Raw genomic sequence first — 13,849 nt, 5'->3', positions numbered from 1 at the left:
GTGTAACCGATTACACCTATGTGATTAATCTCACATATTTTTACGAGTCACTCACCTACCCTTTACATCAATAAAACTGATAACCCAACTGGAGGGCATAATGCCTGACAATAAAAAACAGGGGCGTACGTCCAACAAGGCGATGACATTCTTCGTCTGTTTCCTCGCCGCCCTGGCAGGATTACTTTTTGGCCTGGATATCGGCGTGATTGCCGGTGCATTACCTTTCATCACTGACGAGTTCCAGATCAGCGCTCACACCCAGGAATGGGTGGTCAGCTCCATGATGTTTGGCGCTGCCGTCGGGGCCGTCGGCAGCGGCTGGCTCTCCTTCAAGCTCGGGCGTAAAAAGAGCCTGATGATCGGCGCGATCCTGTTCGTTGCCGGTTCACTCTTCTCTGCCGCAGCGCCTAACGTTGAGGTTCTGCTGGTTTCACGCGTGCTGCTTGGTCTGGCCGTGGGCGTGGCGTCCTATACCGCCCCGCTTTACCTGTCTGAAATCGCGCCGGAGAAAATCCGCGGCAGTATGATTTCGATGTACCAGCTGATGATCACCATCGGTATCCTGGGCGCGTACCTTTCCGATACCGCGTTTAGCTACAGCGGCGCATGGCGCTGGATGCTCGGCGTGATCATCATCCCGGCCATCCTGCTGCTGATTGGCGTCTTCTTCCTGCCGGACAGCCCGCGCTGGTTCGCCGCCAAACGTCGATTCCACGATGCCGAACGCGTGCTGATGCGCCTGCGCGACACCAGCGCCGAAGCGAAAAACGAGCTGGAAGAGATCCGCGAAAGCCTGAAGGTCAAACAGTCCGGTTGGGCGCTGTTTAAAGAGAACAGCAACTTCCGCCGTGCGGTGTTCCTTGGCGTGCTGCTGCAGGTCATGCAGCAGTTCACCGGGATGAACGTCATCATGTACTACGCGCCAAAAATCTTTGAGCTGGCGGGTTATACCAACACCACCGAGCAGATGTGGGGGACCGTCATCGTGGGTCTGACCAACGTGCTGGCGACCTTTATCGCCATCGGTCTGGTGGACCGCTGGGGACGTAAGCCAACCCTGACGCTGGGCTTCCTGGTGATGGCGGCCGGTATGGGCGTCCTCGGTACCATGATGCATGTGGGCATTCACTCCCCAACCGCCCAGTACTTTGCGGTAGGCATGCTGCTGATGTTTATTGTCGGGTTTGCGATGAGCGCCGGTCCGCTGATCTGGGTACTGTGCTCGGAGATTCAGCCGCTGAAAGGGCGTGATTTTGGTATCACCTGCTCTACCGCAACCAACTGGGTTGCCAACATGATCGTTGGCGCAACGTTCCTGACCATGCTCAATACCCTGGGCAACGCGAACACCTTCTGGGTCTACGCCGGTCTGAACATCTTCTTTATTGTGCTGACCATCTGGCTGGTTCCAGAAACCAAACACGTTTCGCTGGAACATATTGAACGTAACCTGATGAAAGGTCGTCCTCTGCGCGAAATCGGCGCTCACGACTAATTATCTTGCGGGAGGCGCCTCTTGCGCCTCCCCGCTTCGCGCTTTATGCTCTGCCCCTATGAAAGCACCCCGTCTCCCCATCGCCATTCAGCAGGCCGTTATGCGCAGCCTGCGGGAAAAACTCGCCCAGGCGAACCTGAAGCTCGGTCGCAATTATCCTGAACCCAAACTCGTCTACCAGCAGCGTGGAACCTCGGCCGGTACCGCCTGGCTCGAGTCGTATGAGATCCGCCTTAACCCGGTGCTGATGATGGAAAACCAGCAGGCGTTTATCGAGGAAGTGGTACCGCACGAGCTGGCACATCTGCTGGTGTGGAAACACTTTGGCCGCGTCGCGCCGCATGGAAAAGAGTGGAAGTGGATGATGGAGGCAGTGCTCGGCGTTCCGGCACGCCGTACCCATCAGTTCGAGCTGGAATCGGTGCGCCGCAATACCTTCCCCTACCGCTGCCAGTGTCAGCAGCACCAGCTTACCGTCCGTCGCCATAATCGCGTGGTGCGTGGCGAGGCGACCTACCGCTGCGTCAAATGCGGCGAGCCGCTGGTTGCGGAATAATCGTCTGAACTTTCAGGAACTTTCCTGATCTGACTGATTGCATACAGGAACAACATTCGTTACGTTGCGGGCTCGTTTTGACACGGAGTGTAAGATGTCCCGTAATTTTTCTCTCGCGGTCGCCTTTCTGACGACGGCGCTCTCAGGCCATGCTCTGGCCGACGGTATCAACAGTTTTTCCCAGGCCAAGGCCGCAGGCGTGAAGGTGAACGCCGATGTGCCGGGCGATTTCTACTGCGGCTGTAAAATTAACTGGCAGGGTAAAAAAGGGGTCGTTGACCTTGAGTCCTGCGGCTACAAGGTGCGTAAAAACGAAAACCGCGCCAGCCGTATTGAATGGGAGCATGTCGTTCCGGCCTGGCAGTTTGGCCACCAGCGCCAGTGCTGGCAGGATGGCGGACGTAAAAACTGCGCCAAAGATCCGGTGTATCGCCAGATGGAAAGCGATATGCATAACCTGCAGCCTGCCGTGGGTGAAGTGAACGGCGACCGGGGTAATTTCATGTACAGCCAGTGGAACGGTGGCGAAGGCCAGTACGGCCAGTGCGGTATGAAGGTTGATTTTAAAGAAAAAGTCGCCGAGCCCCCTGCCCGCGCGCGCGGCAGCATTGCCCGCACCTACTTCTATATGCGTGACCGTTACGACCTCAACCTTTCCCGCCAGCAGACGCAGCTGTTCAACGCCTGGGACAAGCAGTACCCGGTGACGGAGTGGGAATGCCAGCGCGACGAACGTATCGCCAGAGTCCAGGGGAATCACAACCCTTACGTCCAGCGGGCTTGCCAGGCGCAAAAGAGCTAACCTACACTACGGCAATTCGCTTATATCGCATGACACATGGAATTTCTGACTATGCGCATTCCCCGCATTTACCATCCTGAACTGATTACCGCAGGCCGCGAAATCGCCCTGTCTGATGACGCCGCCAACCACGTTGGCCGCGTGCTGCGCATGGGCGCAGGTCAGGCAATACAGCTGTTCGACGGCTCGAACCAGGTTTTCGACGCGGAAATCACGCGGTCTGATAAAAAAAGCGTACACGTTAACGTCCTGCGTGGCGAAGTGGACGACCGGGAATCACCGCTGCACATCCATCTGGGCCAGGTGATGTCGCGCGGCGAGAAAATGGAGTTCACCATTCAGAAATCCATTGAACTGGGTGTAAGCCTCATTACGCCACTTTTTTCTGAGCGCTGTGGCGTTAAACTGGATGCGGAACGTCTGAACAAAAAGATCCAGCAGTGGCAGAAAATTGCCATTGCGGCTTGCGAACAGAGTGGCCGCAACCGTATTCCGGAGATCCGCCCGGCGATGGATCTGGAGGAGTGGTGTGCAGAAGAGGACAGTGGGCTGAAGCTCAATCTTCATCCGCGCGCCAGCGCCAGCATCAATACGCTGCCCCTGCCCGTTGAGCGCGTACGCCTGCTGATTGGCCCCGAAGGCGGTCTGTCGGCGGACGAAATTGCGATGACGGCACGTTACCAGTTTACTGATATTCTGTTGGGACCTCGCGTTCTGCGCACTGAGACAACGGCACTCACGGCCATTACCGCGCTACAGGTACGGTTTGGCGATCTGGGTTGAAGCATTAACGGAGAAGAACATGATCAAGCTCGGCATCGTGATGGACCCCATCGCAAACATTAACATCAAGAAAGATTCCAGCTTCGCCATGCTGCTGGAAGCGCAGCGTCGCGGCTATGAACTCCACTATATGGAGATGAACGATCTTTACCTGATCAACGGTGAAGCCCGCGCGCGCACCCGCATCGTTAACGTCGAGCAGAACTACGACAAATGGTACGAATTCGGCACCGAGCAGGACATTGCCCTGGCCGATCTCAACGTCATCCTGATGCGTAAAGATCCGCCGTTCGACACCGAATACATCTACTGCACCTATATTCTCGAACGCGCTGAAGAGAAAGGCACGCTGATCGTCAACAAGCCCCAGAGCCTGCGCGACTGTAACGAGAAGCTCTACACCGCCTGGTTCTCTGACCTGACGCCGGAAACCCTGGTGACCCGCAGCAAAGCGCAGCTGAAAGAATTCTGGCAGAAGCACGGCGATATCATCATGAAGCCGCTGGACGGCATGGGCGGCGCATCGATTTTCCGCGTGAAAGAGAGCGACCCAAACATTGGCGTGATTGCCGAAACGCTGACCGAACTGGGCACGCGCTACTGCATGGCGCAGAACTATATTCCGGCGATCAAAGACGGCGACAAACGCGTTCTGGTGGTGGATGGCGAACCGGTTCCTTACTGCCTGGCACGTATCCCGCAGGGTGGCGAAACCCGCGGTAATCTGGCCGCCGGTGGCCGCGGCGAGCCGCGTCCGCTGACCGAAAGCGACTGGGAAATTGCCCGCCGCGTTGGTCCTACGCTGAAAGCCAAAGGCCTGATCTTCGTCGGACTGGATATCATCGGCGATCGTCTTACCGAAGTGAACGTCACCAGCCCGACCTGCATTCGTGAAATTGAAGCGGAATTCCCTGTCTCAATCACCGGTATGCTGATGGACGCTATCGAAAAGCGTTTACAAAAATAACCTAACAATACTATTAGTGACAGCGCCTGAGTTTGTCCCCATACTGGGCGTTGTCGCTTTTTAAACCAGGAAACAGTACCTCTGACAATGAATTTACAGCATCACTTTCTTATTGCCATGCCTGCTCTCCAGGACCCGATTTTTCGCCGCGCCGTGGTTTATATTTGTGAATACAATGAAGACGGTGCGATGGGCATTATCATTAATAAACCGCTGGAAAATCTTCAGGTTGAAGGAATTCTGGACAAGCTGAAAATCCCGGCTGAAGCGCGACTGCCGGAAATCCGGCTTGATAAACCCGTGATGCTGGGTGGACCTCTTGCAGAAGATCGCGGTTTTATCCTGCATACGCCGCCGGTATTCTCTTCCAGCATTCGCATCTCCGACAAGACCGTTATCACCACCTCGCGTGACGTGCTCGAAACGCTGGGCACCGCAGAGCAGCCTTCTGAAGTGCTGGTGGCGCTGGGCTATTCGTCGTGGGAGAAAGGCCAGCTTGAGCAGGAGATCCTCGATAACGCCTGGCTCACCGCCCCTGCGGACATGAATATCCTGTTTAAAACCCCTATCGCCGATCGCTGGCGTGACGCGGCAAAGCTGATTGGCATTGATATCCTGACCATGCCTGGCGTAGCGGGGCACGCCTGATGAGCGGAACGCTTCTTGCCTTCGATTTTGGTACCAAAAGCATTGGCGTCGCCGTGGGGCAGCGCATCACCGGTACCGCGCGTCCGCTTACGGCCCTGAAGGCCAACGACGGTACGCCGGACTGGAACCTCATCGAGCGCCTGCTCAAGGAGTGGCAGCCCGATGACGTGATCGTTGGGCTACCGCTGAACATGGACGGTACCGAACAGCCGCTGACCGCCCGGGCGCGTAAGTTCGCCAACAAAATCCATGGCCGCTTTGGCGTCTCCGTGAAGCTGCACGACGAGCGTCTAAGCACCGTCGAAGCGCGTGCGGGTCTGTTTGAGCACGGCGGCTTCCGGGCGCTGAACAAAGGCAGCGTGGACTCCGCTTCTGCCGTTATCATCCTCGAAAGCTATTTCGAGCAGGGCTTTTAAGCACAGGGGCCTACAGCCGCCCCTGCGCCCGTCTCTCCGCCAGGCTCTGGTCAAAGTTCTGCATACCTGCCTGCTGACCGGTTTGAATGATGCCGGGCAGTTGCCACGTTTTCCCTTCACGAATGAGATTCGCCGCCGCTGCAGTGTTCACCAGCAGTTCATACAGCGCGACGCGCCCGCCCTGGAGATCGGGAAGCAGCTTTTGCGCCAGCACCGCCCGCAGGCTGCCGGCCAGCTGGTTACGCACCGGATCTTTCTCCTGCGCCAGGAACGTATCGACCAGCCGTTCAATCGCCTGCGATGCCCCGCGCGTATGCAGCGTCGCCAGCACCAGATGTCCGGTCTCCGCCGCCGTCAGCGCCAGGCGGATCGTTTCGCTGTCGCGTAACTCCCCAAGCAGAATCACGTCAGGATCCTGGCGTAAGGCACTGCGCAGCGCTTCTGCAAATGACGGGCTGTGCTGACCTATCTCCCGCTGCTGGATCAGACAACGCTCGCTCCGGTAGATAAACTCCACCGGATCTTCGAGCGTGAGGATATGGCCATCAGTATGGCGGTTAAGAAAATCGACCATCGCCGCCAGCGTCGTAGATTTACCGCTGCCGGTTGCTCCTGTCACCAGAATCAGTCCGGCGTCATTGGTTAACAGTTCCTGGATTGCCCGCGGCGCGCCCAGCGAAGCGAGCTGCGGGCAGGTACGCGGCAACAGCCGGAGCGTTACAGAGACACCGCTCATCTGCTTAAAGGCACTGCCGCGCAGACGCTGGCCTCCCGCCACCGTCACGGCAAAATCCACCTGCCCGCTGGCCCACCATATCCCCTGCTGCTCGTCGTTGAGCCACGCTTTTAACAACGCCCCGACGTCAGGAGGAGGAAACGGTGCCGGCTCAAGGCGGCCCGTTCTGCGCCAGCGGGGTGGCGAATCACTGCACAGGTGTAGATCGGAGACGTTATGCTTTACACTAAGGGCCACAATTTCTTCCACATCCATACACTACTCCTCGGAAAATGAACGACATTGCGCATAACCTGGCACAGGTCCGGGACAAAATCTCAGCCGCCGCAACGCGTTGCGGCCGGGCTTCAGAAGAAATTACGCTGCTTGCAGTCAGCAAAACCAAGCCTGCGAGCGCTATCGCAGAAGCCATTGACGCAGGCCAGCGGGCGTTTGGTGAAAATTACGTGCAGGAAGGCGTGGATAAAATTCGCTACTTCCAGGAACAGGGGAATAAAGATCTGCAGTGGCACTTTATTGGCCCGCTGCAGTCGAACAAAAGCCGTCTGGTGGCAGAGCACTTCGACTGGTGCCATACCATTGACCGCCTGCGCATTGCGACACGTCTGAACGACCAGCGTCCGGCAGAGATGCCAGCGCTTAACGTGCTGATTCAGGTCAACATCAGCGACGAAAACAGCAAGTCCGGCATTGCGCTGAGCGAGCTGGGCGCACTGGCCGCAGAGGTGGCCGAACTGCCGCGCTTAACCCTGCGCGGGCTGATGGCCATTCCGGCGCCTGAGTCAAGTTATGAAAGGCAGTTTGCCGTGGCACAGCAAATGGCTGTAGCATTTGAGGCGCTTAAAGCGCGCTATAACACGGTAGACACGCTTTCTCTGGGCATGTCGGATGATATGGAAGCCGCCATCGCGGCAGGCAGCACTATGGTGCGCATCGGCACGGCAATTTTCGGTGCGCGCGACTACTCAAAATAATAAGGAAACCTGAGGAACGCCATGAAGACGTTGACTTTCCTGCTCTCAACTGTGCTTGAGCTGTATACGATGGCGCTTTTGCTGCGCGTCTGGATGCAGTGGGCCCGCTGTGATTTTTACAATCCGTTCTCGCAGTTTGTCGTGAAAATCACGCAGCCTGTTGTCGGACCATTGCGCCGTATTATCCCGGCTATGGGCCCCATCGACAGTTCGTCTCTGCTGGTGGCGTTTATTCTGAGCGTTATCAAAGCGATCGTGCTGTTTATGGTCATTACCTTCCAGCCGATTATCTGGATTGCTGCGGTCCTTATTCTGGTCAAAACCATCGGTCTGCTTATTTTCTGGGTGCTGCTGGTGATGGCCATCATGAGCTGGGTCAGCCAGGGGCGTAGCCCGGTTGAGTATGCTTTGATTCAGCTGGCAGAGCCGCTGCTGCGTCCAATCCGTAACCTGCTTCCGTCTATGGGCGGCATCGATTTTTCCCCGATGATCCTGGTTCTGCTGCTCTATGTGGTCAACATGGGGATCGCTGAGCTGTTACAGTCCACGGGCAATATGCTGCTGCCGGGGCTGTGGATGGCGCTATGAGTGCAGTAAGCACCTGCGCTGACGGGCTGGTCTTGCGGCTGTATATTCAGCCAAAAGCCAGCCGTGACAGTATTGTTGGGCTGCATGGCGACGAGTTAAAAGTCGCCATCACCGCCCCGCCGGTTGACGGCCAGGCGAACGCGCATCTGACTAAATATCTGGCAAAACAGTTTCGCGTCGCCAAAAGCCAGGTCATCATTGAAAAAGGTGAACTTGGGCGACATAAACAGGTAAAAATCCTTAATCCGCAATCTATCCCGACGGAAGTCGCGGCACTGAAAGAACAGGACTAAACCATGCAGAAAGTTGTTCTCGCGACCGGCAACGCTGGTAAAGTGCGCGAGCTGGCCTCGCTATTAAATGATTTTGGGCTGGACGTGGTCGCCCAGACCGATCTTGGCGTGGATTCCGCCGAAGAGACGGGGCTGACGTTTATCGAAAACGCGATCCTGAAAGCGCGCCACGCCGCGCAGATTACGGGCCTGCCCGCGATTGCCGACGACTCTGGCCTGGCCGTGGATTTTCTCGGCGGCGCGCCGGGGATTTACTCCGCGCGCTACTCCGGCGCTGACGCTACCGACCAGCAGAATCTGGAAAAGCTGCTTGTCGCCCTGAAAGACGTACCGGACGAGCAGCGTACCGCGCAGTTCCACTGCGTGCTGGTCTATCTGCGTCACGCGGAAGACCCTACGCCTATCGTCTGCCACGGCAGCTGGCCGGGCGTGATTACCCGTGAAGCGGCTGGTAACGGCGGCTTTGGCTACGACCCGATTTTCTTTGTCCCGACCGAGGGCAAAACCGCTGCGGAACTGACCCGCGAAGAGAAAAGCGCGATTTCCCACCGTGGACGCGCGCTGAAACTGTTACTGGAAGCACTGCGTAATGGCTAATTTGCCGCCTCTGAGTCTTTATATTCACATCCCGTGGTGCGTGCAGAAATGCCCGTACTGCGATTTCAACTCGCACGCGCTGAAGGGCGAAGTGCCGCACGATGATTACGTTGCGCATCTGCTGGCTGACCTGGACGCCGATGTACCTTACGCACAGGGACGTGAAGTTAAGACCATTTTCATTGGTGGCGGTACGCCGAGCCTGCTGTCCGGCCCGGCGATGCAGACGCTGCTGGACGGCGTGCGTGCGCGCCTGAACCTGGCAGCGGATGCTGAAATTACGATGGAAGCCAACCCCGGCACCGTTGAAGCCGACCGTTTTGTCGACTATCAGCGCGCGGGCGTAAACCGCATCTCCATCGGCGTGCAGAGCTTTAGCGAACCGAAGCTAAAACGTCTTGGGCGCATTCACGGCCCGGAAGAGGCGAAGCGCGCGGCAAACCTGGCGACCGGGCTTAATCTTCGCAGCTTCAACCTCGATTTGATGCACGGCCTGCCGGATCAGTCGCTGGACGAGGCGCTGGACGACCTGCGCCAGGCCATTGCGCTGAACCCGCCGCACCTGTCGTGGTACCAGCTCACCATCGAGCCAAACACGCTGTTCGGTTCCCGCCCGCCGGTGCTGCCGGATGACGACGCGCTGTGGGATATCTTCGAGCAGGGTCACCAGTTGTTAACTGCTGCGGGCTATCAGCAGTACGAAACGTCGGCGTATGCGAAGCCGGGCTACCAGTGTCAGCACAACCTGAACTACTGGCGCTTTGGTGACTATCTGGGGATTGGCTGCGGCGCGCACGGCAAGGTGACCTTCCCGGACGGGCGCATTCTGCGCACCGCCAAAACCCGCCACCCGCGCGGGTATATGGAAGGCCGCTACCTGGAGCGTCAGCACGACGTTGAGGCGGCGGATAAGCCGTTTGAGTTCTTTATGAACCGCTTCCGCCTGCTGGAGGCCGCGCCGCGCGCGGAATTTACACGTTACACCGGGCTGCCGGAATCGGTGATTCGCCCGCAAATCGACGAGGCGCTGGCCCAGGGGTATCTCACCGAGTGTGATGGATACTGGCAGATCACCGAGCACGGCAAACTGTTCTTAAACTCCCTTCTTGAGCTGTTCCTCGCCGAAGAATCCTGAAGGCTGATTCAGGATTTTGCATCCCGTTCTGCCGGCTGAGGGAAAGGCTGGCAGAGTGCGGGGGATGGAAATTACTCGTTCATATGCAAAGCAGCTCAGACGCGAGCTGACAACGGAAGAAAGGCGACTTTGGTATCTACTGCGCAGCCGCCGTTTCGAAAATTATAAATTTCGCCGACAGCATCCGGCAGGAAATTACATACTCGATTTCGCCTGCTGCGAAGCACGTCTGGCAGTTGAACTGGATGGTGGACAGCATGATGAAAATCAGGAATACGATCGTCAAAGGACGTTGTGGTTAAACCAAAAGGGCTGGCACGTTATACGATTCTGGAACAACGAACTCTGGAATAACGAAGAGGCTGTGCTGGAAAAGATCCATGAAACACTGCAAATGCTGCAACCCTCACCCCGGCCCTCTCCCTGAAAGGGAGAGGGAGCAAACCATCCCCTCGCCCCTTTGGGGAGAGGGTTAGGGTGAGGGGAACTTACTTCAACGTCCCCACCAGCGCCTTTCGGCTGTCTTCCAGCGACACCACGCGTTTACACACGTCTTTGCCGAACTGCTGGAAATCATCTTCCTGGTTCTTCCACTCGTTCTGAATAGAGGTTTGCAGGCCGCCCAGACTGCCCAGCACGCCCTGCAGCGGGTTACCGCCGCCTTTTAGCACGGCTTTGGCGCCCATCTCGTTGATGCTGTCCTGCAGGATGCCGCCCATCGCCTGGTTCACCAACTGCTGCCCGTCGGCACGGACCTGATCAATCGCCTTGTAGTGGAAAGTCAGGCCGTCGGAGCGCGTCTCGATAATGCGGTTCATCTGTTCTTTAAGCTGCTTATCAAGCTTCGTCAGGCGGGTGCGCATATTGCTGCTCTCCCCCACCTCTTTAGTGATGATCTTATCCAGCGCCACGCGGCTCTTTTCGACGCGCGTCAGGGCACCTTCATTAATCCACGGCAGCGCGGTACGCAAATCGGCCTGATAGTCTTTCGCCTGCTCACGCTGTGCGGCAGTCAGGTTGTACTGCTTGCCGTTATAGGTGACGTTCCCTTCTGGCGTAATCACCAGATTGCCGTTCTCGCCTTTGACCTGCACGGTTTGCGGGCTTAACACCACGTCATCACGCGGGGTGACGCTACACTGATAATCCGCATGGGCGGTGAATCCAGTTGCCATCAAAGCAACAGCCAGCAACGTTTTGCGCATCTTAAACACTCCCTCAGACAAAATGGGCCAGCTAATGCTGGCCCCTGACTTCTTTATTAGTCCCACCAAACGTCGAAAAGTTCGCTGACGCGGACATCTTCCAGCTTGTGGTCCTCAAGCCATTTACGCACCAGCGCCTGATGTTCTTCGGTGCATTTACCCACTTCCTGGGTGCAGATCAGACCTTCCCATGCCAGGTAGCCGCTACCGTCGAAGGCCAGCTTGTTTGGCTCAATCACGTCGTTGATGAACGCATCCACGTCCTGATCGATCTGTTCTACACTGGTGCCTTCCGGGAAACGCCACGCAACGGAGAAGCCCACTTCCTGGAATTCTTCGATGTGCATCTTTTTACGCAGACGACGGCTACGATTCTTTGCCATTATTTCACCCTCTCGAACATTAAGTCCCATACACCGTGACCAAGACGATGGCCACGCTGTTCAAATTTCGTTACCGGACGCGATTCCGGACGCGGTACATAGTCATTGCTCGCAGACTGGTTTTTATAGCCGTCCAGCGACGACATCACTTCCAGCATATGTTCCGCATACGGTTCCCAGTCGGTCGCCATATGGAAGACACCGCCCAGCTTCAGCTTGCTTTTCACCAGCTCGGCAAACGGCGCCTGAACGATACGGCGTTTATTATGACGTGCTTTGTGCCACGGGTCAGGGAAAAAGAGCTGAACCATGGTTAAAGAATTGTCAGGAATCATTTTGTGCAGCACTTCCACCGCGTCGTGACACATCACGCGCAGGTTCTCAACGCCCTCTTCATGGGCCGTTGCCAGGCATGCACCCACGCCCGGGGAGTGGACTTCGATACCGAGGAAGTTCTGCTCCGGGCGGGCTTTCGCCATGGTCACCAGCGAGGAGCCCATACCAAAACCGATCTCCAGCGTGACGGGAGCTTCGCGGCCGAACAGTTCAGTAAAGTCCAGAGGCTGCTCGCTGAACTCAACGCCCATCACCGGCCAGTAGTTGTCCAGCGCATGTTGCTGCCCTTTTGTCAGGCGGCCCTGACGGCGGACAAAGCTGCGAATACGGCGCAGCGGGCGACCGTTTTCATCAAATTCCGGTGAAATGACGTCGTTTTTCATAAAAGAGTTGTCTGCTTGTGAGAATGTTCGGGAAACGGGCATTATCCAAAGTTAAGGCTTCTATGCAAGCATGGGAAAGATCCGGTTTACAGCAGATTGACGCTGTGCTGCAATCTGCGTCCCTGATTATGCGAATCGATGACCATGCAAGCCTCTCAATTTTCAGCCCAGGTGCTGGACTGGTACGACAAATACGGGCGTAAAACCCTGCCCTGGCAAATTGAAAAAACGCCTTACAAAGTATGGCTCTCCGAGGTGATGTTGCAACAAACGCAGGTCGCCACGGTGATCCCTTACTTCGAGCGTTTTATGGCGCGCTTCCCGACGGTCACCGATCTGGCCAACGCGCCGCTGGACGAGGTCCTGCACCTGTGGACCGGTCTTGGCTATTACGCCCGCGCGCGTAACCTTCACAAGGCCGCGCAGCAGGTCGCGACGCGCCACAACGGGAAATTCCCGGAAACCTTCGACGAGGTTGCTGATCTCCCCGGCGTCGGACGCTCAACCGCAGGTGCGATTCTTTCCCTGTCGTTAGGCAAGCATTTCCCGATCCTCGACGGCAACGTAAAGCGCGTGCTGGCACGCTGCTACGCCGTCGACGGCTGGCCGGGGAAGAAGGACGTTGAAAAACGTCTTTGGGAAATTAGTGAAGCGGTCACCCCAGCCAACGGCGTCGAGCGTTTCAACCAGGCGATGATGGATCTCGGCGCCATGGTCTGCACGCGCTCAAAACCAAAATGCGAACTCTGCCCGGTGAATAATCTCTGCGTGGCGTATGCCAACCATTCCTGGGCGCAGTATCCGGGTAAGAAACCCAAACAGACGCTGCCGGAGCGCACCGGCTATATGCTGCTGATGCAGCACGGCGACGAGGTCTTCCTGGCCCAACGTCCGCCGAGCGGCCTGTGGGGTGGTCTATACTGCTTCCCACAGTTTGAAGATGAAGACTTGCTGCGTGAATGGCTTAAAAAGCGCGGGATTGCTGCCGATAACCTGACGCAGCTGACCGCGTTTCGCCATACCTTCAGCCATTTCCACCTGGATATTGTACCCATGTGGCTTCCCGTGTCGTCATTTGCCTCGTGCATGGATGAAGGCACCGCTCTCTGGTATAACTTAGCGCAACCGCCATCAGTCGGACTGGCGGCTCCCGTGGAGCGCCTGTTACAGCAATTACGTGCCGGTGCAATGGTTTAGCATCGACAAGAAAAAGAGGAATGAGTATGGCCAGAACGATTTTTTGTACTTTCCTGCAGCGTGACGCTGAGGGCCAGGATTTCCAGCTTTATCCGGGCGACCTGGGTAAACGCATCTACAATGAAATCTCCAAAGAAGCCTGGGGACAGTGGCAGAAAAAGCAGACCATGCTGATTAACGAGAAGAAACTCAGCATGATGAACCCGGAACACCGCAAGCTGCTGGAGCAGGAGATGGTGAGCTTCCTGTTCGAAGGTAAAGACGTGCACATCGAAGGCTATACGCCACCGGAAAAATAACAGCGTGCGGGGGAAACCCCGCCGTTAAAGCAAACACAACACGCACTCCCGGA

General features: G+C 56.8%; 19 protein-coding genes. 15 read left to right on the top strand and 4 right to left on the bottom strand.

All coding sequences use genetic code 11. The features are described 5' to 3' along the window. The first annotated feature begins 100 nt into the window (after positions 1-100). The 7 genes from galP (at position 101) to ruvX (ending at position 5,670) form a co-directional block, all read left to right on the top strand. Positions 101-1,498 (top strand): galactose/proton symporter, encoded by a 1,398-nt coding sequence (gene galP, locus P349_RS07525; protein ID WP_032650142.1) that lies wholly within the window; start codon positions 101-103, stop codon positions 1,496-1,498. Between the two features lie 58 nt (positions 1,499-1,556). Beyond that, positions 1,557-2,054 (top strand): SprT family zinc-dependent metalloprotease, encoded by a 498-nt coding sequence (locus tag P349_RS07530; protein WP_032650144.1) that lies wholly within the window; start codon positions 1,557-1,559, stop codon positions 2,052-2,054. A 94-nt stretch (positions 2,055-2,148) separates the two neighbouring features. Beyond that, positions 2,149-2,856, top strand: coding sequence for a deoxyribonuclease I (endA, locus tag P349_RS07535; protein WP_023333343.1), 708 nt, complete (start codon positions 2,149-2,151; stop codon positions 2,854-2,856). A gap of 51 nt (positions 2,857-2,907) precedes the next feature. Beyond that, positions 2,908-3,639, top strand: a complete 732-nt coding sequence (gene rsmE, locus P349_RS07540; RefSeq protein WP_024906558.1) for a 16S rRNA (uracil(1498)-N(3))-methyltransferase — start codon at positions 2,908-2,910, stop codon at positions 3,637-3,639. A 19-nt stretch (positions 3,640-3,658) separates the two neighbouring features. Then, the gene (gshB, locus tag P349_RS07545) at positions 3,659-4,606 is read left to right on the top strand and encodes a glutathione synthase (protein ID WP_024906557.1); all 948 of its coding nucleotides are present in this window, start codon (positions 3,659-3,661) and stop codon (positions 4,604-4,606) included. 87 nt (positions 4,607-4,693) lie between these two features. Beyond that, the gene (locus tag P349_RS07550; protein WP_032645077.1) at positions 4,694-5,254 is read left to right on the top strand and encodes a YqgE/AlgH family protein; all 561 of its coding nucleotides are present in this window, start codon (positions 4,694-4,696) and stop codon (positions 5,252-5,254) included. Further along, positions 5,254-5,670 (top strand): Holliday junction resolvase RuvX, encoded by a 417-nt coding sequence (ruvX, locus tag P349_RS07555; RefSeq protein WP_021242076.1) that lies wholly within the window; start codon positions 5,254-5,256, stop codon positions 5,668-5,670. Before P349_RS07550 ends, ruvX begins: the two co-directional genes overlap by 1 nt. Before the next feature lie 10 nt (positions 5,671-5,680). Here the strand turns inward: ruvX and P349_RS07560 are convergent, their stop codons facing one another. Next, complete coding sequence (locus P349_RS07560; protein WP_032650145.1) at positions 5,681-6,661, bottom strand: type IV pilus twitching motility protein PilT; 981 nt, start codon at positions 6,659-6,661, stop codon at positions 5,681-5,683. A 17-nt stretch (positions 6,662-6,678) separates the two neighbouring features. Between P349_RS07560 and P349_RS07565 the strand changes: the two genes are divergently transcribed. The 6 genes from P349_RS07565 to P349_RS25620 all read left to right on the top strand — a co-directional run bounded on the left by P349_RS07565 (position 6,679) and on the right by P349_RS25620 (position 10,420). Beyond that, the gene (locus tag P349_RS07565; protein WP_032650146.1) at positions 6,679-7,380 is read left to right on the top strand and encodes a YggS family pyridoxal phosphate-dependent enzyme; all 702 of its coding nucleotides are present in this window, start codon (positions 6,679-6,681) and stop codon (positions 7,378-7,380) included. Between the two features lie 21 nt (positions 7,381-7,401). Beyond that, the gene (locus tag P349_RS07570; RefSeq protein ID WP_024906554.1) at positions 7,402-7,968 is read left to right on the top strand and encodes a YggT family protein; all 567 of its coding nucleotides are present in this window, start codon (positions 7,402-7,404) and stop codon (positions 7,966-7,968) included. After that, on the top strand, positions 7,965-8,261 hold the full coding sequence (gene yggU, locus P349_RS07575; protein WP_023333349.1) for a DUF167 family protein YggU: 297 nt from the start codon (positions 7,965-7,967) through the stop codon (positions 8,259-8,261). Before P349_RS07570 ends, yggU begins: the two co-directional genes overlap by 4 nt. Before the next feature lie 3 nt (positions 8,262-8,264). Continuing rightward, positions 8,265-8,858 carry an XTP/dITP diphosphatase gene (locus P349_RS07580; protein WP_024906553.1) on the top strand — a complete coding sequence of 198 codons (594 nt, stop codon included), beginning with the start codon at positions 8,265-8,267 and terminating at the stop codon, positions 8,856-8,858. Continuing rightward, positions 8,851-9,993: a radical SAM family heme chaperone HemW gene (hemW, locus tag P349_RS07585; RefSeq protein WP_032650148.1), complete on the top strand. Its 1,143-nt coding sequence runs from the start codon at positions 8,851-8,853 to the stop codon at positions 9,991-9,993. Before P349_RS07580 ends, hemW begins: the two co-directional genes overlap by 8 nt. A gap of 64 nt (positions 9,994-10,057) precedes the next feature. Further along, complete coding sequence (locus tag P349_RS25620) at positions 10,058-10,420, top strand: endonuclease domain-containing protein (RefSeq protein ID WP_071995316.1); 363 nt, start codon at positions 10,058-10,060, stop codon at positions 10,418-10,420. 61 nt (positions 10,421-10,481) lie between these two features. Here P349_RS25620 and P349_RS07590 read toward each other — a convergent pair whose 3' ends face one another. Genes P349_RS07590 through trmB form a run of 3 tightly spaced genes read right to left on the bottom strand, consistent with a single transcriptional unit; the run spans position 10,482 to position 12,300 of the window. After that, positions 10,482-11,198, bottom strand: a complete 717-nt coding sequence (locus P349_RS07590; protein WP_032650149.1) for a DUF2884 domain-containing protein — start codon at positions 11,196-11,198, stop codon at positions 10,482-10,484. A gap of 56 nt (positions 11,199-11,254) precedes the next feature. Next, positions 11,255-11,581: a YggL family protein gene (locus tag P349_RS07595; protein WP_014885198.1), complete on the bottom strand. Its 327-nt coding sequence runs from the start codon at positions 11,579-11,581 to the stop codon at positions 11,255-11,257. Then, the gene (trmB, locus tag P349_RS07600; protein ID WP_032650151.1) at positions 11,581-12,300 is read right to left on the bottom strand and encodes a tRNA (guanosine(46)-N7)-methyltransferase TrmB; all 720 of its coding nucleotides are present in this window, start codon (positions 12,298-12,300) and stop codon (positions 11,581-11,583) included. Before trmB ends, P349_RS07595 begins: the two co-directional genes overlap by 1 nt. 144 nt (positions 12,301-12,444) lie before the next feature. Here trmB and mutY point away from each other — a divergent pair, with 144 nt between their 5' ends. Both mutY and P349_RS07610 read left to right on the top strand, forming a co-directional pair. After that, complete coding sequence (gene mutY / locus P349_RS07605) at positions 12,445-13,497, top strand: A/G-specific adenine glycosylase (protein ID WP_168708010.1); 1,053 nt, start codon at positions 12,445-12,447, stop codon at positions 13,495-13,497. A gap of 26 nt (positions 13,498-13,523) precedes the next feature. Further along, on the top strand, positions 13,524-13,796 hold the full coding sequence (locus tag P349_RS07610) for an oxidative damage protection protein (protein WP_023309138.1): 273 nt from the start codon (positions 13,524-13,526) through the stop codon (positions 13,794-13,796). Positions 13,797-13,849 lie beyond the last annotated feature (53 nt).

Origin of the sequence: Enterobacter sp. DC4, from assembly GCF_000568095.1 — a bacterium.
GTDB classification, from domain to species: Bacteria; Pseudomonadota; Gammaproteobacteria; order Enterobacterales; family Enterobacteriaceae; genus Enterobacter; species Enterobacter pseudoroggenkampii.
This window is presented reverse-complemented; position numbering and strand designations above follow the sequence as displayed.